Origin of the sequence: Streptomyces sp. Y20 (assembly GCF_043195475.1) — a bacterium.
Lineage (GTDB): Bacteria > Actinomycetota > Actinomycetes > Streptomycetales > Streptomycetaceae > Streptomyces.
This window is the reverse complement of record NZ_JBIDDP010000003.1, coordinates 251,905-273,842: the sequence shown is the minus strand read 5'-3', so window position 1 is coordinate 273,842 and position 21,938 is coordinate 251,905. Positions and strand designations below refer to the sequence as shown.

Sequence of the window (21,938 nt, the reverse complement as noted above, 5' to 3'; positions counted from 1 at the left end):
CTGTTCCCCGTGGTTCTCCGCAGGATCTGGCATACATCTGGCACGTCCAACCACTCCGGGCTGAGAGGCTGAGCCGGTGACTGATGATGAGGTTGTCGAGGCGTTGCGGATCGTAGCCCGGGCAGGGACCTTGCCACCGCCCGCGACACCGGAGGCTGTCGCTGCGGCGGAAGAAGTCATCGGGTTCCCGTTGCCTCTTCTCTTGCGGCGCTTGTACGTCGAAGTCGACAACGGCGGATTCGGCCCGAACGAGGGCATCCTGGGCGTGCACGGTGGGTCCGCGCAGGGCAACTTCGCGGACATCGCCGAGCTGTACCAGGACGGCCCGGATCCGTCCGGCCGCATCCCGGCCGGGCTGGTCCTGATCTATGACTGGGGCTGCACCATTTGGTCCCTGGTCGACTTCCGCGATCCCGCGGGCGCCATGTGGTGCAACCATGAAGGCGAGCACTGGCCCCAGGGCATGAACCTCACGGAATGGCTCACCGGCACGCTGGCAGGAACCCTGACGGTGGCAACCCTGCTGGAGAGCCGACCCACTTCGTAGACCAGCTGCCCCACTGCCCTGGGCCGGCACTTCTCCATCGGGACTGCGGGACTTGGACGCACGACCTCTTCGTCCCGAAGCAACGGGAGCGGGGGCTCCCCCTTGGGTTGGTGTGCTCCTCACCTGCGCCGACGGTCCACAGGTGTCCGTGCACGTCCACCGTTGTGCGTCTGCGTTGTCACGCAGTTGGACACGCACCAGTGCCGCTCTTCGCTCCCCGGAAACATTGGCGCGGGCGGGCTGAGGGCTGCTCTACGATCATTCTGCCTGCGTCGGCCGGCCCGCTGTAGACCCGCAGCACCGGCCCGTTGTGGAGGGGGCCAGCCCGTTCGAGCCGGGCCAGGTGGGCTGACACCCGCTTTAGGAGTTCGAATCGACGCCCTCAGCGGTCTGCAGCTGCGAGGCCTGAGCTGACGCTCACGACTGCACGAAGCTTCTGGCGTCCGGTGCCGTTGATGTCAGCCGTGGATGTCAGGCGACTCCATACCCGAGGAAGGGACGGGGGCCTTACCATCCCGGTGTGCCTCAACCCTCGAAGCTCACTCTTCCTCATTGCCCGAACCCAGTGTCAGTTCCTGACACTGAGTGGTGGCGCACGCCCTACGCCGAGCGCTGCAACTGCCGGGCCGGGGTCGAGCTGGAGCGACTGAGGACCAAGCGCGTTCACTGGGTGGATCGTGGCCGGCTCGCCTTCTGCATGTGCGGCCCGGAGGCCAGATTGCCGCTATCAGCAGCGATCAAGCGTGAGCAGACCCCTCGACAGGGCGTCGCATGTGAGCGGTGCCTGCGCAGAGTTCGGCGCGAGGCCCGCGGCGAGTTGCTGAGGTTCGATATGCCGTGTTGCTTTTGCACGGGCACAGCTCATGCTGGCCGCGGCCGCTTCTCTATGAGGCACACTGCGCCGCTGCTGCGTTGACTGCTGACGCGCTGGAGATGTGAACAAGCTGCGACGGCCAAGCCGCTATGGCAGCTTCAGGGGCCATCAGCTTGGGAAGCGACGACGCTTGCGCGGCCATAGGGCAGCTGACCTGGGCGGATTCGTTGTCGGGTGGCAGGTGTGAGGGACTGATTGCACCGTTGTTGACCGTGGTTGTCCGCTCTGAGGGGCACGCTATGGGCACGACGCAGGGATGGGGAGATCAAGGCCTCCGGTCGGCTGCCGGAGGCCGGGAGTGGCTCCGACTCGAACGGCAGCCGAGTGAGGCCGTCGCGACGGCTCACATGGCGTCATTCGGATGCAGTGGCGCGCATCAAGCATCCTGCTGCGAGTCGAGGACTCCTTGGGCCTTGACGCGCACCAGGGCGATGCGCACGAGGCCGAAGCGCACGAGGGCGAGGGCGCGCCCCGCGCCGTGCGGAGCGCCGGCGCCTTCGGGCCGGAGGCGCTGCCGTGAGGCACCCCTCCGGGCCGCCCACCACCCCGTCCGTCCCGCGCCCGCCGGCCCCCTCGCGCCAGGGTACGGCGACGGTCTCCCCCGCTACGAACGGTTCCGCGGCTGCGAACGCCGCACCCACCCCGCCCGATCGCCCGTCCGCCCCGTCGGCGTCGCCTTCCTCCGGACCCGCCGGACCCGCCCGTCCGGCGGCCCCGAGCCGTCGGGGCCGCGCGACGCTCCCGCGCCCCGGCGACTCTGCCGCCCTCGGGGACGCCGGCGGGGGAGGGCCGGGAGCGGCCCGGCCGACCGGCCCCGGTTCGCCGTCCTCCACGAGCCCGGTGAAGCCCGCTCGTACTGCAACGGCAACAGAGGAGGAACCCGCCGAGGAGTCGGACGAGGGGGCGATGCGGTACTCAAGACGGACGCCCCGGCCGCCGTAGAGCTTGCCCGCGGAGCAGTCGGCGGCCGCTCACGGGACCGGCACCGAGGCCCCCCCTCGGCCTCTCCGACCGGCGGATTCCCGTGTTCACACTGGGCGTGGGGCCGGCTCCGCCGGGCCCCGGCATCGGCTTCTTCCGGGTGCGGATGCGCCGCCGCCGAGCGGCTCGCGACGGCCCGGGTCCCCCTTGAGTCGGGCCTCCGGCGTCCGCCTCAGGACGCTTGTCCACGCGGACTTACTCGCTATTGCATACTCGGTATGTCCATCCGCCACGGGCTTCTCGCCCTCCTCGAACGCGGCCCGCGCTACGGCTCACAGCTCCGTACGGAGTTCGAGTTCCGCACCGGCTCCACCTGGCCGCTCAACGTGGGTCAGGTCTACACGACGCTCAGCCGGCTCGAACGCGACGGCATGGTCGTGCAGGACGGTGAGGACGAGGCCGGCCACCTGCTCTACGCGATCACCGACAGCGGTCGCGTCGAACTTCGCAGCTGGTTCGAGCACCCCGTCGACCGCACCAGCCCGGCCCGTGACGAGCTGGCCATCAAGCTGGCCATGGCCGTCGGGGCGCCAGGGGTCGACATCCGTGACGTCATCCAGTCCCAGCGCCGGCACACCGTGAAGGCCATGCAGGACTACACCCGGCTGAAGGCGCAGGCCCTCACCGCCGTGGAGAAGAACGGGGACCGGGAGCGGGACGACATCGCCTGGCACCTCGTCCTGGAGCAGCTGATCTTCCAGACCGAGGCTGAGGCGCGCTGGCTCGACCACTGCGAGTCCCGGCTGATCCGTCTCTCGTCGACCGCCCGGGCGGCGGGGCCGGAGCCGGCTTCGCCGGGGGCGGTAGCGGGAGCGGCGGGGACGGGGGCGCGGGCGGCGGCCGGGGCAGAGGAGGCCGCATGCCACCGCCCGTGACGTCCGACCTTCACGACCGGTCCTGAGCGCCCGAACGACCGGCCTCACAGGGCCGACCGAGTCCACCGGCTCAACCCGACCCATTCGGAGCACCTGAAGACTCCGAACCACCCGACCAGACCCATACCGTAGGCACGGCGCTGCCAAGGACCGTCCGTCCGTCGCACCGACGTCCGGCCGTTCGGCGGCGTACGCCCGAGGGGAAACCATGTCCACACAACAGCAGCAGCCCGTGCTGAGTCTGCGGAACCTGACCCGCGTCCACGGCTCCGGCGCCACCGAGGTGCACGCCCTGCGCGGCATCGACCTCGACGTCCACACCGGTGAACTCGTCGCCGTCATGGGCCCGTCGGGCTCCGGCAAGTCCACCCTGCTCACCATCGCCGGTGGCCTCGACAACCCCACCTCCGGGCAGGTCTTCGTCGAGGGCACCGACATCACCGCCCTCGGCATCAAGGGGCTCGCCGCCCTGCGCCGCCGCAGCATCGGCTACGTCTTCCAGGACTACAACCTCATCCCGGCCCTCACCGCCGCCGAGAACGTGGCCCTGCCCCGCGAACTGGACGGCATATCGGCCCGCAAGGCCCGCACCGAGGCCCTCGCCGCCCTCGCCGAGATGGACCTCGGTCAACTCGCCGACCGGTTCCCCGACGAGATGTCCGGCGGCCAGCAGCAGCGCGTGGCCATCGCCCGCGCCCTCGTCGGCGACCGCCGGCTCGTCCTCGCCGACGAGCCCACCGGCGCCCTCGACTCCGAGACCGGCGAGTCCGTGCTGTCCTTGCTGCGCTCCCGCTGCGACGCCGGAGCCGCCGGCATCATGGTCACCCACGAGCCGCGGTTCGCCGCCTGGGCCGACCGGGTCGTCTTCCTGCGGGACGGCGCCGTCGTCGACCAGACCCTGCGCAGCGACGCCGACTCGCTCCTGACCGGCCGGGCGGCCCAGCGGTGACGACCTGGTTCCACTCCTGGCGGGCCGCGGTCCGCATCGCCCGTCGTGATGCCTGGCGCTCCAAGGGCCGCAGCTTCCTCGTCCTCGCCATGATCGCGCTGCCGATCCTGGGCGTGAGCGCCCTGGACCTGACCGTGCGCAGCGCCGAACTCACCCCCGCGCAGCGGATGGAGCGCACCCTGGGCGCCGCCGACGCTCGCTTCTCCGACGCCCAGACGGGCGGCGCGGCCATCCTGCAGAACCCCGAGGGCGAGAGGAACACCCCGGCCGGGGACTACGACTCGCCGGGCAAGTCCTGGCCCGAGGGCCCGACAGATGTCAGCAAGACCATCCCAACCGGTTCGAAGGTGCTGACCGACAGCAACGGCACCGCCAAGCTGACCACCACTCACGGTCTGCTCCAGACCGAGGTCCGCGAGCTGGCCGCCGCCGACCCCGTCGCCCGGGGCATCATGCGGCTGCAGGAGGGCCGCTTCCCCGAGAAGAACGACGAGATCGCCGCGACCACCCGGTTCCTGGAGAGCAGCGGGCTGTCCGTCGGCTCCACCCTCACCGCCCGCGGCTTCGACCGCACCTATGTGATCAGCGGCTCGTACGAGTTGCCCAGCGACCTCACGGCGGAGCAGGTCAACGCCCTGCCGGGGGCCTTCCTGGCGCCGTACGCCAAGGCGGTCGAGAAGGCCGGGCTGCCGAAGCCCAACATCTCCACCAGCTACCTGGTGAAGAAGGCCGGTGGTTTCACGTGGAACACGGTCCAGGCGATCAACGCCAAGGGTGTCCTGGTCACCTCGCGCGTCGTGGCCCTCGACCCGCCCGCCGACTCCAACGTGCCGCTCTACCAGCAGAAGGGCTGGGCCACCTACGAGGACAGCGGGGGCACTGATGCCGCCGCGCTCGCCGCCGTGGGTACGGTCGTCGGCCTGGCGATGCTGGAGATCTGCCTGCTCGCCGGTCCCGCCTTCGCCGTCGGCGCCCGTCGTTCCCGCCGCCAGCTCGGCCTGGTCGGCGCCAACGGCGGTGCCCGCAGCCACATCCGGGCCATCGTGCTGAGCGGCGGCCTGGTCATCGGCGTCGTGGCGGCCGTGGTCGGCATTGTCCTCGCCCTGATCCTGACCGTCGCCCTCCGGCCGCTCCTCGAGGACCACATGGGGCAGCGGTTCGGCGGCTTCACCGTCAGACCGCTGGAACTGCTCGCCATCGCCGCGCTCGCCGTCCTCACCGGCCTGCTCTCCGCGATCATCCCGGCCGTCACCGCCTCCCGGCAGACCGTCCTGGCCTCCCTCACCGGCCGTCGCGGCGTGCGCCGCAGCAACCGCGTGCTGCCGCTGATCGGCCTCGGCGCTGTCCTGCTCGGCGCGGCCGTCGCCCTGTACGGCTCGGTCGTCTCCGACCAGTCCGTCCTGGTCTCGGGCGGCTCGGCTGTCGCCGAGCTGGGTGTGGTCGCCATGACGCCCGCCCTGGTCGGCCTGTTCGGCCGGGCCGGCCGCTGGCTGCCGCTCTCGCCGCGCCTCGCCCTGCGGGACGCCGTCCGCAACCGGGGCCGCACGGCACCCGCTGTCGCCGCCGTCCTGGCCGCCGTCGCGGGCACCGTCGCCGTCTCGACGTACGCCGCGAGCCGCGACGCCCAGAGTCTGGCCGAGTACCGGCCCAGCCTGCCGTACGGGGCCGGTGCCGCGCTCGTCACCGAGGAGGGAGGCCGGGACGTCCCCGCGGTCCGCGACGCCGTGCAGCGGACGCTGCCCGTCGACGTCCGCGCCGACGTGTCCCGGATCGCCGTCGGCAAGCCGGGCTGCGGCCCGTACGGCGGGGGCAAGGGCTGTGGCTACTACGAGGTCGTCACCCCGAAGGCCAACGAGTGCCCGCTGTGGGCCAGCACCCCCGACGGCTCCGACCCGGCGGAGAAGTACACCGACGAGCAACGGCGCGCGCTCACCAAGGACTGGCGCTGCCGCTCGCGCGACGGACACGGCATCCACGTCGACAACGGTCTCCTCATCGCCGACGCCCCGCTGCTGAAGGTCCTCGGCATCGACGACCCGGGCGCGGCCAAGGCCCTCGCCGACGGAAAGCTCGTCAGCTTCCACAAGCCCCAGGTCGACAAGAACGGCGCCGTCGGCATCAAGCTGATCACCGACCCGGAGGCCGCCGACCGCGCCCACGAGCAGCACAAGCCGATCCCGGGCGAGGTGAAGTCGTTCCCCGCCTACCAGGTGCCCGGCTCGCCCGACTCCTACGGAGTGCAGAGCGTGCTCAGCCCCGCCGCCGCCAAGGCCGCCGGACTGATCACCGTCCCCCTCGGCGCCTTCTTCAGCACCGACCGGATGCCCAGCACCGAGCAGCGGCAGAAGCTCGAAGCCGAGATCGCCAAGCTCGGCAGCAACGTCGAGCTGACCGTGGAGCAGGGCTGGGTCGACAAGAACGACCTCGTCCTGCTCGCGCTGACCGTCTTCGCCGGCCTGGTCACCATCGGTGCGGCCGGCATAGCCACCGGTCTCGCCCAGGCCGACGCGGAGGCCGATCTCAAGACGCTCGCCGCGGTCGGCGCCCCGCCCCGGGTGCGCCGCGTGCTCAGCGGCTTCCAGTGCGGTGTGGTCGCCGCGATGGGTGTGGTCCTCGGCTCGGCGGCCGGTGTCCTGCCCGCGGTCGGGCTGCGGCTCACCGAGGGGCGCGAGCAGATGCGCTCCTACCAGGAGGCTCTCGACCAGGGGTGGGCAGACGTCGGTGACGTCGCGCCGCACGTGCCGATCGTCGTCCCCTGGGAGACACTCGCCGCCCTCCTGGTCGCCGTGCCCCTCGGAGCCACCCTGCTGGCCGCGCTGGTGACCCGCTCGCGCGGGGCGCTGGCCCGCCGCGCCGCGCACTGAGCCTCCACTGCCGGACCGTGCCCCTGGACGAGGGTGGATCACCCTCGTCCAGGGGCACACCGTGTGGGAAAGCACGCGTGCGCGAGAACAGCTTGGGAAGTGATGGCGCTTGTGCAGCAGGGCAGCTCTGACCTGGGGATATGTGCCTTGGAGTAGCGTCCGGACGTGTGGTGTCGCACCGCTGTTGACCGTGGTGCACCGGTCTTGAGGGCACGCTACGGGCACGCTGCTGACTCGGGAGTGCCTCCTGTCAGCAAAAGACCAGCCAACCACCGGGAGGCTTCAGCCAGTCGGGTGGGCGTCGTCGCAGCTGTCGTGGACGAGGAAGTCCGGGCCCCGTCCGTGTCTGTGGGCGACGACCGCCATGGTGAGGTCGAAGCAGCAGATCACCATGCTGCCGATGCCCCGGCTGTCGTCACTGTCGAGGTGTGGGACGACCCGCAAGCTGCTGGAGCCGGCATCGAACGACAGATATGCCTGACGCCCTGAACCGTACAGTCGTTGGGCGAACTCGGAGAAGGGGACTGTAGCTTTGCTGGTCCGCGTGGCTCGTTCGTCCGGATGGTCCTTGAGTGCCGCGGTCGAGCGGGTGCCCGACGAGCCTTCTGGCACGCATCTGGCACGCGGCCAGTGAGGGCAGCGCACAGCAAAAAGGTCCAAGTCGCTGACCTGGACCTTAGCTATGGAGCGGGTGACGAGAATCGAACTCGCGCTCTCAGCTTGGGAAGCTGCGGACATTCGGGGCCGGATCGCGCACTGACCTGGGCGAACGGTCGGGGAGCGGTCCCGGCGGGCTCGGCTGCTTTCACCGTGGTTCCCCGCTGTTCCCCGCTCGATCTGGTGCGCGTGTGGTGCGCTCGAGCATGGACTTTAAGGAGTTCGATGCGAGCCGGCCCTGGTGGCTGTCATCGACTGGTACGACGGCCGGAGAGGGATGATGGTGTACACCCCCATCCGGCGTCGTTGATGTCAGCCGTGGATGTCAGAAGCCCTCTGGTCCGTAGGAGCCGTTTCGTGGAGCGCCACGTACGCGGGTCCGCCCGCCCCGCCCACAGTTCGTCGCAACGTGCCCCCGGGCTGGCAACTGCCCCCTGGTCCACCGTGTGGCGTGCATCACATGTAACCTAAATGGCTGTCAGCTGCCCCCAAGACATTGATACGGTAGCCCTGTTATGGGGTGCGAGGCTGAAGAAGCCCACTACGGCTCATGACCGTTGGCATCCACAGAAGAGGGAGATCCGGGTTCGAGTCCCGGCTTGTAGCTTAACCGGTAGAGCGTCCTCTTTTCATTCTTTACCAGCCTGCTCTCTGCATTGCAGAGTTCAACTCGCCGCTGGTCAAATTGAGTGGACTGTAGTAAGTGCTTAGAAATCCCGGCAGCTTTCGCGTCTTCTGGGAAATGTGTTTGAGGGTCGCGTGTTGCGACTCAAAATCCTCCAGGCTTATATCTGCCCACACTTCGCGTTTCAATCTATCCCTGAGTAGGTAATTCATTTCCTGGGATATCCGCTTCGTGACAGCGAGCGCGAGAATCAACTCGCCGTGTGAGAAGGTCACAGGCACCCCTGGGACGATGCGCGTCTGTGGACGGTCTCCCGTTACCTTAATCCACTGATCTTGGGCGCTCTGGCTGAGGCCACCAGCTGCTTGTATGAGGCGCGTCTCGGGCATCCCTCCAGCATGGATAACTGCGTTCCTCATCTGGCGAATCAGATGAAATTGCTGTATGGAATCCCGAGGAAGACTCTGCCCTACCTTTTTTTCGAAAGCAGCGTGCATGGAGTACGCTTTCGTGCTGTCGGCCTCTGCTTGAGTCATTTGCCCCGCTCTAATGAGTAGGCCGAAGCAGGTGTGCACAAAATCCTCGTGGATTGCGAGGGCATACGGAACCGCCATCGCGCTAAGGTGCGTCTCTGCCTCGGCTAGGAGCGATTGCGCGTTCGCGGTAGACAGATTCATGCGCCTGATATGAGGCACGGCCGGAAATATCTCAGGCAATAGACGTGTACTGCCCGCAGTTAACTGAAGAGTGTTTTCGGCAAGTCGCGAGCCGGCCAACAGTGCCATGATTGCGTCACTGGCGCGAATTCTCGCTTGCTCGTACGCGCGATACTCCGGGAAACGAACAAGGCTCACACTAGCCTCCTTAGCTGGTTAGCCACAGATAATCACCTGTCCCAATGACTCCATCAAATTCCGGCACGGTGAGAGAGTCGCTGAAGACAGCGTACTCGACACCTTGATGGCGCACTTGGGCACTGTGAGAGATTTCGAATTGCATGCAACGATGCCTCGTATAGAGCTCTTCCGTGATTCGGGCCTCGGCATCGTAGGTGAGGAACCACTTGATCGGCGTTTCGCCCAGCATGGTGGCTAGCTCGGTGTGGTCTCCGGAACTTAGGGAGTCCATGTACAGACGATCACCCTGCACTAGATAGGGCGGGTCCACGTAGGCAATTACGTCCTGCCCTAACCCAGCGAGGCTACGGATGTGGTCCCTGCCATCCTGCTGTGATAGAGAAACACTCTCACTGTAACGCCCCAGGAACTCTATGCGTTCTGCTAGGGCTTCACGGTTAAAGCGGGCATCGATCTTCCACTTTCCTGTCTGCTCGAAACCGCCAATCGGTCGGGCGCGCAAGATGCCGGATCGGTTACATCTGTTGAGGAAAAACGTCGCGAAGCCGAGTTCCAAGTCGTTCTTTCCGATTGGGCTCGCGTATATAGCTGAGTTCCTCCGCCATGCCTCGATGGTCACCTCAGCGCTACGGATCATTGAGGCAAGCTCATTGCTCTTTCCAAAGACGCAACGCCAGAAGGCAGCGATCCCAGGGTCTGCGTCATTCAAGTGGATGCGCTCCACGGCGCCGTCTACGAGCAGCTTCAATGCAGCGCCGGCTCCGCCGCAGAAAGGTTCTGCGTAGTGTTTCGGTTGGGGTTCCTGAGCGCGAATGAGTTGACCAATATAACCCGCTAGACGAGCTTTCCCGCCCGGATAGCGCAGAGGGCTGATGTATCTCATCGCTTTTCCCCCAAGGAAGCATCAAGTTTCATGAGCATCGGTGTGTAAACTGCGCTTAGTCTAGTGATGTCGATGATCATAGGTTCGACGTCCCACTGATGCATGAAAGCGTGAAGATTCTTAACAGAAAGGGCCCCATCATTCTGGGACATTCGGCGAGCTTCATCTAGATCCCGATCGCTGCTATTGGGGTCTATGTGTAGTAGTGCCAGACGAATACGGTCGCGCAACCGGTCTTGCTTTCTTCGCCATCCTTGCTTCTCGGCGAGCTCGGTGACAGCAATGTCGATCACTGCGCGAATCATGATCGCTGCTACGTTCGGCGACTCTGTAATGATGACTTTTTTGGCTTCGTTGAGTACTTTTGCGGTTCGCGGGCTAACGTTCCGCAGAACAACATTTTGGAATACACGCTTGTCTTGGTTCGAGCGCCCGGCAGCAGGAGGCTTTGTCTGCGGCGTGGCCGTCTGAGCGGGTGGAATAACAGGACTGGCGGTGGGCGTTGTAGCATCAGGACTTGGTATCAAACGAGGCTGTGTGAGGCGATCGGAATTCTGAGGAAGGTAGTTCTTTATTCCAGCGACGTACTCGCGACGTTGATCTCTATTCTTGACGTGTGATACCGAAAGGTGAGATGCCAGATCAGAGAAGAGCTTACGAACTGAACTATGCATAGCTTCCGGTTCGTAATCGGCGAGAATTCCCTTCTCGGTGAATTCGATTCCCAGAGCGTTTCGAACCTTGGAGTCGCTGAGTACTCGGGCTAGCGTAGTAAGGCGAGTAGATCGAACCTTCTCGACGTCTAGAAGAAGTTCCCGATCGTTGGCATACCAGAGGTTGACCTGATGGATAAAGCGCAGTGCCCTTTCGGACGGGTTTTTCTTCTTCGCATACCGAGTTACCTGTTCATGATTCCATCTGACAACGCCTACGCCGCCATTCTCTCCGGTGTGTCGAAGTGTGATCCAATGGCGTGCCGCGTCTCTACTAGGTGAAACAATGCAGCGCACCACACGAGGGATTGTGGTTCGATTTCGGCGAGCAATAATTGCTATCTGCTGCCGGATCTCGGGATCTTCTACCAGGGTTGGATCTAATAATGCCTTGAGTGCCGAAATTCTGCGATTTCCTTCAATGACCACCATGTCGCCTTCTTCTTTCACGACGATGGTCAGCTCAGTCGGGTTCAGTCCTTCAGAGGCGATGTCTTGGGCCAAGTTGACCCATTTCTCGGGATCTGTCGCAAGGAGCGCTGAAATGGCCTCGCGCGTCGTTGGTGTAGGCACGTCGTGCCGAGGGTTCTGCCTGTCAAGGGTGAGGTCTGTGACCGCGAAGTCCTTCTGCTCCATGGTGATGATGTTCTCATTTGGGTCGCCAACTGCGGTAGCGATCTAGCGAAGTTGGCCATGCTGGCGAGCTCACCGAGGCGGAGCGGGTTTGGTCGGTGGCCTGCCCGGTCTGGGGTCGAGCATGGCCAGGGGGCCGTACGCTGGTTGGCAACTCGGGCAGGCTTTGGGCCTGACCGCAATTAGCATGAGTGGCCCCCTGGTCTTGCTTGACGCGGGACCCGGACCGGGGAGGTGGGTAAAGCCGTGGAGCCCCCAGCCACGACGTACCTCCTTCTCTGGCCTCAGGAGGCTGATCGCTGTGCGCGCGGCACGGGCGCCGGCCGGGCTGGAGCGGGGCGGAGACAGGAGCGCAGGCCCGGCCGGGGGCCGGGCCGCGCGCGGTGAGCGGAGCGAGCCGCCTTGAACCAGTAGAGAAAGTTTGAATCACGCTCGGCTGGTGGTCGTTGGTCTGGTCGTACCGGTGCCTGCTGGCTCGTGGTGTAGAACCCTGGACATGGGGAGTGAGCGGCGGGAGCGGATGAAGGCGCTGGGTGCGCGTCTTCGTGTGCTTCGTGGAGAGTCGGGTCTGACGGGTGCTGTGCTGGCGCAACGGGCCGGCGTAGGTCAGCCGACCGTGTCCAAGATCGAGACCGGGCGCATGGTTCCGAGCCGGGATGTGCTCGACCGGATCCTGGGCGCCCTCGGCGTGGATGAGCCTGTCTCTCGTGAGGTGCGCGAGCTGCTGGCGGACGTGGTCGCCGCCGAGGACGACGAGCCGACCGCTGTCGACGTCGCCGAGGTCACGACCGTTGACGAAGAGGTGCGGTCCGCTCAGTCGGTCCGCTCGTTCCAGTGCGTCGTTCTGCCGGCCATGTTGCAGAGCGCGGAGTACGCCCGGCACGTCTTCCAGAGCGCCCCGCGCTCGACGCCCGAGGCTGTCGGTCGGGCCGTCGCTGCCCGCGTAGATCGGCAGAGCGTGTTGTACGAGCCGGGGCGGGAGTCGGTGTTCGTGGTCACCGAGGCCGTGTTGCGGACCTGGCCGGGAAGTCCGGCGCTGATGCTCGCGCAGTTCGACCGGCTGCTGGCGGTGGAGAGTCTGAGCACGGTACGGCTGGGGGTGATTCCCTGGCGCCGGTCGGTGCCGATGCTGCCGCGGCACGGCTTCACCTTGTGCGACCAGCGGGCAGTCGTGATCGAGACCTTCGACAACGAACGGGTGTCCACTGACGCTGCTGAAGTGGCCGCCTACGAGGAGACCTTCGAGCGCTTCGAGCGCGCTGCCGTCTTCGGCGATGAGGTGCGCGAGCTGCTGTTGCGGGTGATGAAGGAGTTCCGCGACCTGGGGGATGCCCTCACCCAATAGAGGAATAATTCCTCGACATGCCTAGAATGCTGCTCATCGCTGGGAATACTCTGCCGTCACGCTGTCTAGCCCCCTAGACGAACGGAGAGGTTCCCATGCTCACCAAGTGGTGCCGTGTCTTCCCCGGCCTGCCGGAAGAGGTGTCCAATGCCCGTCACTTCGTGGCCTCCCTGCTCGGGGACCGTGGCCCGGTCGAAGACGCCGTCCTGGTCGTGAGCGAGCTGGCGACCAACGCCCTGCGGCATACGCGGAGTGGCATGCCCGGTGGGTGGTTCTTGGTGGTCGTCGGCCTTGGCGACGATCTCGTGCGCATCAAGGTGGTCGACCAGGGCGGCGATCGTGTGCCTCACCTGTGCCCCGTCACCAGCCGTGAAGAGGGGGGTCGAGGGCTCCGGCTGATCGATGCCTTGGCGAAGAACTGGGGTTACACGATCTTGCCTGACGGGCGTTTCGTCTGGGCCGATCTGGTGCGGGCGAGCGTATGAGCGCACAGAAAGCGGTGCGATCGCGGGTTCGCATAGTCGGCGGTGAGGTGTGAGCCCGAGAGGTGTGCCCCGGAGGAGATCACGCTTCTATGTGATCGGCGTGCGTACCGGGCGGCGGCTGCCTCCCATTCCGTCTAGGGCCCTAGACTCCTGGGTACTGCTAGGAGGTGAGGTCATGTCGGACGAGCTCCAACGGATCATGACGATCGATGATCCGTACCTGCTGTTGCGCGAGGTGACGACTCGCTTGGCGGACGCGCAGCAAGAGGTGACCGAGCTGGCCCGCCTTCGTCGCCGAGTGGTTCAGGACCTGCACGCGCAAGGGTTGTCGTACGCGCAGATCGCCGCGAAGGCCGGCCTGAGCCGCGGGCGGATCCACCAGATCCGGCATACCGGCCCGGCGCCCGAAGGGGCCTTCCTCGGCCGGGGTGCCGTCACCGTCGCCACACCGTTGCGGCGGGACGACGAACGCGGCCGGACCGTCGTCGCCGTGGACGACGTCAGTTCGGGCAAACGGCTGGAAGACCTGGCGCGGTCGTATGGGCTCGACGTCGCCTCGGAGCATGTGCCGGTGGCCGGCGAGATCGATCTCAACCGGGACGGCTTGATCGTGGTCTGCGGTCCCCGCATGTCCCAGGCCATGTGGGACACCTACGCCCAGGACCCGGTTCTCCAGTGGGAGCGTGCGGAAGACGGGCCCTGGACCGTGGTGGACCGGCAGACCGGCACCGTGTACCGCTCGGGGCAGGACAGCGACCCGGCCCGGCCGTACGACGTCGGCTACCTCGGCCGGCTGCCGCGCCCGGACGGGAAGGGCTCGCTGCTCGCGATCGCCGGTATCCACACGCAAGGTTCCCTCGGTGTCGTGCAGCTCCTCGCCAACGACCTGAACGTGATGTGGGGCCAGGTCGGCGACCGCCGGTTCTCCACCCTGGTGGGTGTCGAGTACGACCCCGAGACCAGCGAACCGCAGTCCGTCGAGCTGCTCTGCCCCCTGTACCGGCACGACGAGGAGACGGCAGCGTGAGGGTCGACCTCGCCACGCTCCCCGCCGACCCGGAACGAGAGAACGAGGACTTCACCGCCGCCACTCCCGGCGCGGCCGTGCTCCTCGACGGCGCCGGCGTCGGCGGTGCCGAGACCGGGTGCACACACGGTGTCGCCTGGTTCTCCGGGACGCTGGGCGGCCTGCTGCTCCAAGCCATCACCGCGTCCCCCGCCCGGCCGCTCACCGAGTGCCTGGCCGACTCGATCGACCGCGTCCGCTCGCTGCACAGCGACAGCTGTGACCTGACGTACCGGGCCAGTCCCACCAGTACGGTCGTCGCCGCACGGATCAACCGGGAAACGCTGGAGTACCTGGTCCTCGGCGATTCCTCCTTGCTCCTGGAGGAGAAGGACGGCAGTACGACCGTCGTCGCCGACCGGCGCCTGGACGAAGTCGGCAAGCGACTGCGCGGGCCGGTCGACGCGCTGCCCACCGGCTCGCCCGAGCATTCCGCCGCGCTCGCCGACTACCGGGAGGCTTTGACCGGTCTGCGTAACCGGCCGGGGGGCTTCTGGATCGCCGGCCCCGATCCGCAGGCGGCCGAACACGCGTTGACCGGCACGGTGCCACTTGACTCGCTGTCCACCGTGACGCTTCTGAGCGACGGCGCGACCCGGCTCGTCGATCGCTTCCACATCGCCGACTGGGCACAGTACTTGGACGTGCTCGCTTCCTCCGGGCCGGACGAACTGATCCGCCGTGTGCGAGAGGCCGAGAAGAGCGACCTCGACGGCCGGCGCTGGCCGCGAGGGAAGGCGCACGACGACGCGACCGTCCTCCACTGGGCCGTTCGGTAGTCCTCTCGCACGGTTTCGCGGCCACGCCGTATACCCCCCTAGACAGTTAATGGTTCGTCGGCTACCTTCACTGTCAACCCCCCTAGACAGTTGGGGTGGTCGCCCCGTTGCTGTCTAGGGGGCTATTCAAGCTGCTTGGCGCCGATGTCAGGGCGCCCGAAGACTCTGTGAGGTACCGACAGTGCGTGTGATCCCCGTAGACACCTCCGCCGCGACGCTGCTCGTCACCAAGCTCCCTGAGGTGAAGGTCAGGGACCGTCAGACCGGCGAGGTCGCCGTGGACCCGGTGACCAACCAGCGGCTCATGACGCTGGAGCTGGTGTTCATCGCGGCCGGCGGCTCGGACATGATCAAGGTGACCGTTCCCGAAGAGGGGATCGGAGACGGCCTGGTCATGGGTGCGCCGGTCATCCTGTCGGGTCTGGTCGCCCGGCCGTGGGAGAGCGAGTTCGGCGGGCGTAGCCGTCACGGCATCGCCTACCGGGCCGACGCTGTCATGGTCAACGCTCCGGTTGCGGCCCAGGGTTGATTGCCATGACTGACGTCGCCTGGGTGCTGCTGGCCCTGCTCCTCGTGGTCGCGCTGCTGGTGGTCCGCCGGCGGATGCCGGTGGTGTTCTGGTGGCTGGTCGGGTATCCGGTCGTCGCGTTGCGGGTGCTGCTGTCGTACCGCGCGACGATGGACGCGTGCGGCCTGACGGTCCCGGCTTCCGCTGTCCGGGTCGCCACGGCCCGGGTGATCGGCCGGCAGGCGGCACCCGTGCCGCCACGGCGGTCTTTCCCCCGGCCCAACGCATCCGGTCTCGTCATGCGGCTGCGCATGGCGACCGGGCAGGCGCCCGAGGACTTCACCGCCTCGGCCGACCGCCTGCGCCATGCCTGGGGCGCCCACGCCGTTCACGTACGCCCCACGAAACCGGGCTGGCTTGAACTGCGGCTGGTCGGCTGGGACGTGCTCGCCGATGTGCGGCCCACTCGGCGTCAGGCTGCGGCCGAGCCGCTCCGCCTGCCGCTGGCCCTGCGCGAGGACGGCGACTGGCACGTACGTGACTTTCGCACCGTGCCGCACGAACTGATCCTCGGCGCCACGCAGTCCGGAAAGTCCGTCTACCTGCGCAACCTGCTGTGCGGCCTGGCCCGGCAACGGGTCGTCCTCGTCGGGATCGACTGCAAATGGGGTGTGGAACTGGCCCCCTTCGCACCCCGGTTGTCGGCGCTGGCCGACGACCCGGAGCGGGCGAACGACCTCCTCGACGCGCTGCTCGAAGAGATGGAGGAACGCTTCCGGCTCATCGGTCTCAGCGGTGCCGATCCGGACGCTGTTCTCACCTCGGATGTCTGGGGGCTGCCGGACGCCGTGCGGCCAGTCCCAGTAGTGCTGGTCGTTGACGAGGTGGCGGAACTCTTCCTCGCCGCGAACAGGGATGACGAGAAGCGGCGCGACGCGATGGTCACCAAGCTCATCCGCCTCGCCCAGCTCGGCCGCGCGGCCGGCATCTACCTCGAAGTCTGCGGGCAGCGCTTCGGCTCGGAACTCGGCAAGGGCGCCACCATGCTGCGTGCCCAACTGACCGGCCGCGTCTGCCACCGCGTCAACGACGAAGCGTCGGCGAACATGGCCCTGGCCGACATCTCTCCCGAAGCAGCCCTGGCCGCCACGTCCATTCCTGCCGACCGGCCCGGCGTCGCGGTCGTCGGCGACTCGTCCGGCGGATGGTCCCGCGTCCGCTCTCCTCTTCTCTCGCTCGAAGACGCGGCGACCGTCTGCCGCGACACCTCGGCTCTGGTCCCTGAACTGCCCCGGCTCGACCGCTTCCGGCCCGCCATCGCCGTCGCCTCGGCCGGGCCGTCCTCCTCGACCGGCGCCACGCCCACCACGCGCCCGGTGACCGAGTAGCCCCCTCCCTTCCCTGCGGCCGGCGTGACCGCCTCGCGCCATGTCCCTACCCCTCCCATGCCCGAAACAGGAAGGAACCGGAGCCGATGCGTGCCCACCTGGCCCGCGTGGACGCCGTCGTTGTCCAGGCCGTCATCGCGGGTGCCCTGTCCTTCTCCCACTTGCACGACCTCGCCGCAGCGGCCGGACAGGGCGGATGGAAGGCGTGGGCCTATCCCGTCAGCGTCGACCTGTTGCTGGTCGCCGCCTGGCGCCGGATGCGCCAGTCGCAGGGAGGGCAGGCGGCCGGAAGTCCTCGGCTGTGGTTCCTGGTGGCCCTTGCCGCCTCCCTCGGCGCCAACGTCGCCACCGCCGGACTCCTCGACCTGGACCACGTTCCCGCCTCGCTCCGCGTGGTGGTGGCGGGCTGGCCCGCCATCGCCTTCTTCGGCGGCACTCTGCTGGCCCATACCCCGCACGGCCAGAAGCCTCCGGCGCTCCCAGACTCGCCGACGGCTACTCCGCACGAGCAACGGGACCCTGCTCCGGCTGCTGTCGACGTCCCGGGGCCGGAAGAACTGCCGGCACCAACCCCCTCTCCCGCCACCGCCGAACCGGAAGCCGTCCCGGCTCCACCGCCGCCCGGTCCCGCTGTCGCGCTCCCGCCCGCCCTCATCCAGCGCGCCCGGGCTCTGGCCGACGAACAGCGCTCGACCACCGGCCGCCCAGCCGACCCCGACGCCGTCCGCGCACGGCTCGGCCTGCCCCCGTCCATGACCGCCTCCGTCGCCGCCCACCTCTGAGAGGAGCACCGCCATGAACCGCCGCTTCCGCAACGTCCGCCGTATCGGCCCCGTGAACGTCGCCTCCTACATCGACCGCGGCAGGCATCGCCACCTGGCCGCCTGCACCGCGCCCCGCTGCGACTTCTCGGCCGAGTACGACTCCCGCGCCGCCGCCGAACTCGCCGCCCGCACCCACCGCTGCTCGGCCTGACAGGAGATCACCGCATGCGCGTCCCGCTCTGGCTCGCCCTGCTCTGCGTCGCGGTCCTGGGCGTCAAACTCATCCGCCCGCCCTGGTGGCTCGTCGCCGTGCTCCTCCTCGGCGGCTACCTGCTGACCGACAGCCTGCTGGCCCCCGTCATCGACTCCCTCGTCAAGTGACCCGTAAGGAGCCCTGCTCATGATCCGGCCGAAGATCCCCACCATGCCGCAGCCGACCATCCCGGTCGCCGCGCCCGCCACTGCCGTGGAGCCGACCGCAGCCACTCCGGTCACGCCCTCGACGCCCACTCCTCCGGTGCCGGCCCGCCCGACCATCCAGTTGACGCCCGGCACGGCGCTCGCCCTCGTCGGTGGTGGGACCGCCGTGGTCCTGGTCGTGGGTGCAGTCCTCGTCTCCATGCTGCTCGCCGTCACCGTGACCGCCACATCGGTCGCCGTGTGCGCCGTCGTTCTCCGCTCTCTCCTCACCCGCCGCTGAACCAACGACTTCTTTTGTCTGGCCTGACTGTCTAGACCCCTAGACAGTCAGGCCAGGGCCCAACACCCGCACCACAAGGAGGAACCTGCACATGCGTCCACCGGCTCCCCTTGGAGCCATCCGTCACCTGGCCGCCCTCGCCCGGCACGGCGACCTCGGCTCCTACGCCCGGCAGATCCAGCGCCTCGGCGGCTGCGAGCGGCCCGTACGAATGGAGGGTCACCGGCTCGACGTTCACGCGGCCACCGGTGAGATCGTCCGGGAGATCACCGACCGCGACCTTCCGGCCGGACAGCTCCTCATCCGTTGCAACAACCGTCGCGCCACCCGGTGTGCCACCTGCGCGGAGACGTACCGCAAAGACACCTTCCACCTCGTCAGGGCCGGTCTGAGCGGCGGCAAGGGCATCGGCCCGGCGGTCGCCCGGCACCCCCGCGTCTTCGCCACCTTCACCGCGCCGTCCTTCGGCCCGGTCCACAATCGCCCGGTCGGCGGCCGGTGCCGCTGCGGACGCTCGCACACGGTGGACGACCCCGCTCTGGGCACGCCGCTCGACCCGGAGCGCTACGACTACCGGGCGGCCGTCCTCTGGAACGCGCACGCTGGTGCCCTCTGGGGCCGGTTCACCACGTACCTCCGCCAGCAGATCGCCTCCCGCGCGGGCCTCACCCGCTCCGCGTCACGCGACTGCGTCCGGGTGTCGTACGCCAAGGTCGCCGAATATCAGCGGCGCGGTGCCGTCCACTTTCACGCCGTCATCCGCCTCGACGGCCCCGGAGGCGCGGAGGACGACCCGCCCGCCTGGGCCACGACCGAACTCCTCACGGACGCGATTCGCTCGGCAGCCCGCCTCGCCGAGACACCCGGCCCGGTCATCGACGGCCGCGCCTACGCCTTCCGCTTCGGCGACCAGCTCGACATCCGCCCCATCCGCTCAGCGGACTTCGCGGGCACCTCGGAGCTGTCCAGCCGGGCCGTGGCCGCCTACATCGCCAAGTACGCCACCAAAGGCGCCGAGACGGCCGGCACGCTCGACCGCCCCGTCCGTAACCCCATCACCGACCTGATCGGCTCCGGCGTCACCGACCACGCCCGCCGGATGATCCTCACCTGCTGGCACCTCGGCGCGCTCCCCGAACTCGAAGCGCTGCGCCTGCGCAAGTGGGCCCACATGCTCGGCTTCCGCGGCCACTTCTCCACCAAGTCCCGCACCTACTCCGTCACCCTTGGCGCCCTCCGCCAGGAACGCGCCGACCACAACGAAGCCCTGGCCCGCGCCCGCGCGGCCGAAGCGGGCCACCCCTTGCCCGATCCAGACACCGTCCTCGTCCTCTCCCACTGGCGCTTCGCCGGGACCGGACTGACCACCGCAGAAGCCTGGCTCTCCACCTCTCGCACAACCGCGACCAGTACGGAAGGGGATCTCGCAGCATGAATGACCGCTACCTGTCCGTGGACCAGGTCGCCGAACTGCTCGGCACGACAGCTCGCTTCCCCCGGCGGCTGATCGAGGAGCGACGCATCCGGTACGTGAAGGTTGGCCGGCATGTGCGCATCCCCGAGAGCGCGGTGGAGGAGTTCATCACGGCTCGCACGGTGGAGCCCGTCAGGGTCCGTCGCGCCACCTTCCGGAGGGCTGCGTAGTGGGCAACAAGAAGGGCCGGCGCCGTCGCTTCGGTGCAGTCAGGCAGTATCGCTCCGGCCGCTGGACGGCGTCCTACCTCGGCCCGGACGGTGAGCGCATCCGCGCAGAGGAGACCTTCGAGACCAAGAAGGCCGCCGAAGTCTGGCTGTCCCAGGTAGAGGCAGACCTCAGCCGTGGGGACTGGCGCGCTCCCGATGCGGGCGCGGTCAACTTCCGCGTCTACGCCGAGAAGTGGGTCGAGGAACGGGAGCTGGCCGTTCGCACGGAAGACCTGTACAAGCACCTTCTGCGGCTTCACATCCTGCCGACGTTCGCGGAACTCGACCTGGACGAGATCACCGCTCCGCGCGTCCGTGAGTGGCGGGCGGAACGGCTGCGCACCACCAAGGCCAAGACCACCGTTGCCAAGGCTTACCGGCTTCTCAAGGGCATCCTTGAGACGGCCGTGGATGACGACTTGATCAGCCGCAACCCGTGCCGGATCAAGGGCGCGGGCAAGGAGTCCGCCACCGAGCGGCGCGTTGCCACCGTCGCCCAGGTCGACGCCCTCGCCGACGCGATCGGTATCCGGTGGCGGCTCATGGTCTACCTCGGCGCGTACGGTCCGATGCGCCCGGAAGAGCTGGCCGGCCTCCGCCGCCGGGACGTCGACGCCGACAACCTCGTCATCCGTGTCCGCCGGGCCGAGCCGGAGCGGACCAACGGCAAGCGCGCTCCCGGCCCGACCAAGTCCGACGCGGGCGCCCGGCCCGTCGTACTCCCGGCCTTCCTCCGCAAGGAGCTGAGGCAGCACCTCGCGTGGTTCGCCGAGAAGGGACCTGACGGCCTGGTCTTCGTCGGCGAGAAGGGGGCGCCGTTCCGTCGTACCTCCTTCGGACGGAAGTGGCGCCGTGCCCGAACCGCCGCCGGTCTCCCCGACGACTTCCGTTTCTACGACCTTCGTCACACCGGACACACGCTCTCGACCCGTTCCGGGGCCACCCTCAAGGACACGATGGTCCGCGCCGGGCAGTCGTCCGAGAAGGCCGCGCTGATCTACCAGCATTCCGACGAGGAGCGGCAGCGCGACGTTGCCGCCGGCCTGGACGACATGGTCCGCTCCGAGCGTGCGAAGCACCACACCGACAGCAGCGCGCACCACAAGGAGAAGCCCACGGGCAGCTAGCCGCCGCTTGTGGTGCGGATGTGGTGCGCGGCCCGCACAGTGGTCCAGACAACAAACAACCCCCAAGTCTCTGACCTGGGGGTTTCTCATGGAGCGGGTGACGAGAATCGAACTCGCGCTCTCAGCTTGGGAAGCTGATGTTCTACCATTAAACTACACCCGCGTAAGTACGAACGGGCCCGCGTGGAGCCGGTGTCCGGACGCTCGCTCACTTTACATCATCGCGGAGCCCTGGTGGCGGCAGGCCGGGGGTTTGAGTCGGGCGCGACGTGGGATACGGCTACGGGCGGGCGGAGTTGGGGCGTACCGTGGAGCGCCGGCGGCGGGCTGCGGTGGGGCCGGAGTGCCGCCTGGAGAGTCCTCTCTTTGATCCCGTAATGTGGCTTTTGTCGTTCGGGCAGCAACGCCGGACGCGGCTCTTGGGGAAGGGACTTGAGGGACTTGATGGAACGCACCGTTGTCCGTTGCGTGGACGGGCACGTCTTCAGCACCGCGTCGTTCCCGATGCAGCAGGCCGGGCGGCTCGGTCCGGGCCGGCTCGTGCGGTGTCCGCGCTGCGCCCGGCTCCGCAGCGCGGTCCCGGTCGTGCCGGAGCTGCGGCAGGCGGCGGTGACGGGACACGCCTCGTAGCGGGG

At 67.9% G+C, this 21,938-nt stretch carries 22 protein-coding genes and 1 tRNA gene; 18 read left to right on the top strand and 5 right to left on the bottom strand.

Going from position 1 to position 21,938, the window contains the following annotated elements; translation table 11 throughout:
* Nucleotides 1-76 precede the first annotated feature (76 nt).
* The 4 genes from ACGFT1_RS09540 (at nt 77) to ACGFT1_RS09525 (ending at nt 7,090) form a co-directional block, all read left to right on the top strand.
* On the top strand, nt 77-547 hold the full coding sequence (locus ACGFT1_RS09540) for an SMI1/KNR4 family protein (protein WP_373908457.1): 471 nt from the start codon (nt 77-79) through the stop codon (nt 545-547).
* 2,073 nt (nt 548-2,620) lie between these two features.
* Nucleotides 2,621-3,277, top strand: coding sequence for a PadR family transcriptional regulator (locus ACGFT1_RS09535; RefSeq protein WP_373908456.1), 657 nt, complete (start codon nt 2,621-2,623; stop codon nt 3,275-3,277).
* A gap of 208 nt (nt 3,278-3,485) precedes the next feature.
* Complete coding sequence (locus ACGFT1_RS09530; RefSeq protein WP_373908455.1) at nt 3,486-4,226, top strand: ABC transporter ATP-binding protein; 741 nt, start codon at nt 3,486-3,488, stop codon at nt 4,224-4,226.
* Nucleotides 4,223-7,090, top strand: a complete 2,868-nt coding sequence (locus tag ACGFT1_RS09525; protein ID WP_373908454.1) for an FtsX-like permease family protein — start codon at nt 4,223-4,225, stop codon at nt 7,088-7,090. The genes ACGFT1_RS09530 and ACGFT1_RS09525 overlap by 4 nt, the downstream gene beginning before the upstream one ends.
* A gap of 282 nt (nt 7,091-7,372) precedes the next feature.
* Here ACGFT1_RS09525 and ACGFT1_RS09520 read toward each other — a convergent pair whose 3' ends face one another.
* From ACGFT1_RS09520 to ACGFT1_RS09505, 4 genes are all read right to left on the bottom strand, one after another.
* Nucleotides 7,373-7,828, bottom strand: a complete 456-nt coding sequence (locus tag ACGFT1_RS09520) for a DUF2326 domain-containing protein (RefSeq protein ID WP_373908453.1) — start codon at nt 7,826-7,828, stop codon at nt 7,373-7,375.
* Between the two features lie 555 nt (nt 7,829-8,383).
* Complete coding sequence (locus ACGFT1_RS09515; protein WP_373908452.1) at nt 8,384-9,226, bottom strand: hypothetical protein; 843 nt, start codon at nt 9,224-9,226, stop codon at nt 8,384-8,386.
* A 10-nt stretch (nt 9,227-9,236) separates the two neighbouring features.
* Nucleotides 9,237-10,112, bottom strand: a complete 876-nt coding sequence (locus tag ACGFT1_RS09510; RefSeq protein WP_373908451.1) for a DNA adenine methylase — start codon at nt 10,110-10,112, stop codon at nt 9,237-9,239.
* Nucleotides 10,109-11,461 (bottom strand): hypothetical protein, encoded by a 1,353-nt coding sequence (locus ACGFT1_RS09505; protein ID WP_373908450.1) that lies wholly within the window; start codon nt 11,459-11,461, stop codon nt 10,109-10,111. The genes ACGFT1_RS09510 and ACGFT1_RS09505 overlap by 4 nt, the downstream gene beginning before the upstream one ends.
* Before the next feature lie 493 nt (nt 11,462-11,954).
* On the opposite strand from ACGFT1_RS09505, the gene ACGFT1_RS09500 reads away from it, so the two are divergent.
* The 13 genes from ACGFT1_RS09500 (at nt 11,955) to ACGFT1_RS09440 (ending at nt 21,303) form a co-directional block, all read left to right on the top strand.
* Entirely contained in the window at nt 11,955-12,803 is an 849-nt protein-coding gene (locus ACGFT1_RS09500) for a helix-turn-helix domain-containing protein (RefSeq protein WP_373908748.1), read from the top strand.
* A gap of 95 nt (nt 12,804-12,898) precedes the next feature.
* The gene (locus ACGFT1_RS09495) at nt 12,899-13,288 is read left to right on the top strand and encodes an ATP-binding protein (protein ID WP_268696483.1); all 390 of its coding nucleotides are present in this window, start codon (nt 12,899-12,901) and stop codon (nt 13,286-13,288) included.
* 175 nt (nt 13,289-13,463) lie between these two features.
* Nucleotides 13,464-14,315 (top strand): sigma-70 family RNA polymerase sigma factor, encoded by an 852-nt coding sequence (locus tag ACGFT1_RS09490; protein WP_373908449.1) that lies wholly within the window; start codon nt 13,464-13,466, stop codon nt 14,313-14,315.
* Complete coding sequence (locus tag ACGFT1_RS09485; protein WP_373908448.1) at nt 14,312-15,133, top strand: integrase; 822 nt, start codon at nt 14,312-14,314, stop codon at nt 15,131-15,133. Before ACGFT1_RS09490 ends, ACGFT1_RS09485 begins: the two co-directional genes overlap by 4 nt.
* Before the next feature lie 181 nt (nt 15,134-15,314).
* The gene (locus tag ACGFT1_RS09480) at nt 15,315-15,662 is read left to right on the top strand and encodes a hypothetical protein (protein WP_373908447.1); all 348 of its coding nucleotides are present in this window, start codon (nt 15,315-15,317) and stop codon (nt 15,660-15,662) included.
* 5 nt (nt 15,663-15,667) lie between these two features.
* Nucleotides 15,668-17,029 carry an FtsK/SpoIIIE domain-containing protein gene (locus ACGFT1_RS09475; protein WP_373908446.1) on the top strand — a complete coding sequence of 454 codons (1,362 nt, stop codon included), beginning with the start codon at nt 15,668-15,670 and terminating at the stop codon, nt 17,027-17,029.
* A gap of 86 nt (nt 17,030-17,115) precedes the next feature.
* The gene (locus ACGFT1_RS09470; protein ID WP_373908445.1) at nt 17,116-17,811 is read left to right on the top strand and encodes a DUF2637 domain-containing protein; all 696 of its coding nucleotides are present in this window, start codon (nt 17,116-17,118) and stop codon (nt 17,809-17,811) included.
* A 13-nt stretch (nt 17,812-17,824) separates the two neighbouring features.
* Nucleotides 17,825-18,004 (top strand): mobile element transfer protein, encoded by a 180-nt coding sequence (locus ACGFT1_RS09465; protein WP_030734401.1) that lies wholly within the window; start codon nt 17,825-17,827, stop codon nt 18,002-18,004.
* A 14-nt stretch (nt 18,005-18,018) separates the two neighbouring features.
* Nucleotides 18,019-18,174 carry a hypothetical protein gene (locus ACGFT1_RS09460; RefSeq protein ID WP_365946786.1) on the top strand — a complete coding sequence of 52 codons (156 nt, stop codon included), beginning with the start codon at nt 18,019-18,021 and terminating at the stop codon, nt 18,172-18,174.
* A gap of 19 nt (nt 18,175-18,193) precedes the next feature.
* On the top strand, nt 18,194-18,493 hold the full coding sequence (locus ACGFT1_RS09455; protein ID WP_373908444.1) for a SpdD-like protein: 300 nt from the start codon (nt 18,194-18,196) through the stop codon (nt 18,491-18,493).
* 91 nt (nt 18,494-18,584) lie between these two features.
* Complete coding sequence (locus tag ACGFT1_RS09450; RefSeq protein WP_373908443.1) at nt 18,585-19,928, top strand: replication initiator; 1,344 nt, start codon at nt 18,585-18,587, stop codon at nt 19,926-19,928.
* A complete protein-coding gene (locus ACGFT1_RS09445; RefSeq protein WP_373908442.1) occupies nt 19,925-20,137 on the top strand; it encodes an excisionase family DNA-binding protein in 213 nt (70 codons plus the stop codon). Before ACGFT1_RS09450 ends, ACGFT1_RS09445 begins: the two co-directional genes overlap by 4 nt.
* The gene (locus tag ACGFT1_RS09440; protein WP_373908441.1) at nt 20,137-21,303 is read left to right on the top strand and encodes a tyrosine-type recombinase/integrase; all 1,167 of its coding nucleotides are present in this window, start codon (nt 20,137-20,139) and stop codon (nt 21,301-21,303) included. The genes ACGFT1_RS09445 and ACGFT1_RS09440 overlap by 1 nt, the downstream gene beginning before the upstream one ends.
* Nucleotides 21,304-21,392: 89 nt before the next feature.
* Here the strand turns inward: ACGFT1_RS09440 and ACGFT1_RS09435 are convergent.
* A tRNA-Gly gene (locus ACGFT1_RS09435) sits at nt 21,393-21,466 on the bottom strand.
* 281 nt (nt 21,467-21,747) lie between these two features.
* On the opposite strand from ACGFT1_RS09435, the gene ACGFT1_RS09430 reads away from it, so the two are divergent.
* Nucleotides 21,748-21,933, top strand: coding sequence for a hypothetical protein (locus ACGFT1_RS09430; RefSeq protein WP_373908440.1), 186 nt, complete (start codon nt 21,748-21,750; stop codon nt 21,931-21,933).
* Nucleotides 21,934-21,938 lie beyond the last annotated feature (5 nt).